The following is a 2,721-nucleotide window of genomic DNA, read 5'->3' on the forward strand; positions in this document are numbered from 1 at the left end:
CCGCCCTGTCGTCCAAGGCCGAACAGATCCGCCACATCTGCGAACTGCTCGGCAACCCCGACACCGCCGAGGTCCACACATGGCTGGAGGCGTGCGAAGTGGACGCGGACCGCAAATATGTCTCCCGCATCGTCAACACCTGGCGTCGGGAACGCGGCCTGACCGACACCGGCGCGTTCGCGGTGCTGACCGATGCCGATCTCGCCGAACTCGCCGAACAGGACAACGCCGATACCGACCCGACCGACGCCCCGCCGGCCGATCCGGAGACCGAAACCGCCGATACCGAACTTGCCGCACGGGTCCGGCGCGCACAGGCACGGATCCCGCTCCAGTCCGACGAAGCTCTCTACAGCGCCCTGTCGGATGAGGAGATGGACAAGGAACGCGACCTGGCCGAGAAGGAGCGCGAGACCGCTCGCGAGATCCGCCGCCGGCGCATGGCCGCGGACCTGGCTAAAGCCAAGCGCGACCAGGCCACCGCCGAAGCTGTGGCCAAGTCCGAAGCCTCCGATGCCCGCTGGCTCCAGCGGGCCCGGAGCAAGAAGCGTCGGCTCACCTCCGACGACGCCAAGCTCGCCCAGACCGTACGCAACTCCGAATGGTCGTCGCGGGGCCTGATCGCAGCGGTCGCGGTCGGAATGCTCTGGTCGGCAGTCAACGCCCAGAAGAACCTGGTGCCCTCGGGCAACATGGCCGATCCGCTGTTCTGGCTGAGCTACGGCGTGGAAGCCATGATCTCGCTGCCGCTCATCATCATCATGGTTGCTTCCGCGTCGGCTACCCGAATGGGCCGGGTGATGCCCACCGAGCAGAAGCGCAAGGTGTACGCCGTGGAGGGGGCCCTGCTGCTCACCACGCTCGCGCTCAATGTCGGCCCACACCTCAACCCGCCGAACAATGCCGATGTGGATCCGGTGAACCTGTTCAAGTTCGGTATCGCGCCGGTCATGGTCGGCGTGCTGCTCCAGGTGCACGCATGGGCATCCGATCACTACGCCGATCTCATCATGCACAGCGGAACGACCACCAGCGCCGTACAGGAAGATCAGCCCGGGAATGCGGATGCCACCACCATCCTTCCGGAAGTCGTGCACCCCTCCACCAGTCGCGAGGTTGCCTACGCCCTGGATCGGAGCCTTGCTGAAGTTCAGGCCGCCCGACGTCGTAAGTGATGCGCTGACCAGGAGAAATCCCTCCAGTGCACACCAAATGGACCCCGGCTCGAATAGCCGGGGTCCATTTGCGCGTATACACGCATACGCGTTTACCGGCGCGGCCCCGGGTAGGTATCGGTCAGCGTGACCCGCTCCGGGTCGCCCTGACTACCGAGGTGCAGATACCCGTCCGCCTGCATCCGATTCAAGACGGCCGCGGCCGGACGGGGAGCCACAGCATTGGCGATATGCCACACCGGCCCACGCCGGGTGATCTCGTTCCGCGCGACGCGCTTCGCCATCGTCTCGACAGCCTCCTCGGTCACCGGCTTATCCTCGGTCCGCTCGGCTTCCCGGGCCGAGGTCTCACCGCGGACCGTGGTCGCGAATTCCCGCATGGCCATGCGGAATTCCTCGCGCTCGACCCGCCGGACCTCCGCAACCTCCGCGATACGCCGCTGCTCGGCCGCCTCCAGCGCGGATTCCAGTTCGGCAATCCGCCGCCGCGCGCCGTCCAGCTCGCCCTCGGTGCGCAACCGCGCTTCGTTCGCTTCCCGGATAGCGGTCTCGGCCCGCGCGGTGATCTCCCGCGCGGCTTCCTGCTCGGCCTCCAGTTCGGCGCGCTGCGCGGCGAGCTCTTCGACGCGGTCGGCGTTCTCCCGCTCGATTTCGGCGGCCCGATCCTCGGCCGCATTGCGTACGGTCTCCATCTCCTTGCGGGCCGCGACCACCCGGCCGACGATCAACTGTGCCAGTTCGGCGAGCGCTTCCACCGGAGAATCCGGCAGCGCGTCCGAGAGGTCAACGGGCACAACAGGTCCGGTCGGCGCGGTCGGTGCCGGTGCGACCTCGGCCGCGGGAGCGGAAGCCGGGGCGGTGTCGGACTTCGCCCGCCGGACGATCCCGCGCCGGGCCGCTTCGGCTTCGGCCAGCGCCGCGCAATCCTCCTTGGTCATGCCGAGGGTCTTACGCGGGTAGCCGGCCAAGCTGGACTGGTGGCGCGAGTTGCCCTCGGTGCCGTTCTCCTTCTGCCAATGCGCCTGACCTTCCTGCCCGCAGTACAGCGGAAGCCGGCCCTTCGGCCCGTTGGCGTAGACGACGTTGCCGCAGATCTCGCCGCGGCCGGTCGGGAAGTGACACACGCCGCACTCTTCGCCGGTGCCGAAGATCTCGGTGTCGTAGTCTTCGCGGTCGGGAGTGGTAGCGGTCCGGGTCTGTTCGGTGCTGGTCATTCGGTTCGCCCCTTCGTTTTCGGTGTTACCACTATCCTATTACAGGATTACAGAGAACACAACAGAAAAGCCACCGGAAAATGTCCGAACTTGCCATTGTCAGTAACATACCCTCCAGGAAAACGAAAGTCCCAACCGGAATATATGCAGGTCACGGCATTGCGACACAGAATTACAAGAAAATGTGCCGATAGGCTTGCGAAACCTGTACGGCACGCGCTATACTTGAACCATGAGAGAAGCAGGGGCCACCACACCGAGCGGGACAACCGCAGGTCAAAGCGAGAAAGGGCCGCTAATGAGCCAAAGTCCGGAGTTGACAGAAAAGGGAG

1 protein-coding gene and 1 pseudogene are annotated in these 2,721 nt (G+C 65.7%); one reads left to right on the forward strand and one right to left on the reverse strand.

The window, feature by feature from the left end; genetic code table 11:
* Nucleotides 1-1,175: pseudogene (locus NFL01S_RS36260) on the forward strand (hypothetical protein); the annotation flags it as partial.
* Between the two features lie 92 nt (nucleotides 1,176-1,267).
* Here NFL01S_RS36260 and NFL01S_RS33475 read toward each other — a convergent pair.
* Entirely contained in the window at nucleotides 1,268-2,389 is a 1,122-nt protein-coding gene (locus NFL01S_RS33475; protein ID WP_062980342.1) for a hypothetical protein, read from the reverse strand.
* Nucleotides 2,390-2,721 lie beyond the last annotated feature (332 nt).

It is taken from the genome of Nocardia flavorosea NBRC 108225 (genome assembly GCF_001613385.1).
Lineage (GTDB): Bacteria > Actinomycetota > Actinomycetes > Mycobacteriales > Mycobacteriaceae > Nocardia > Nocardia flavorosea.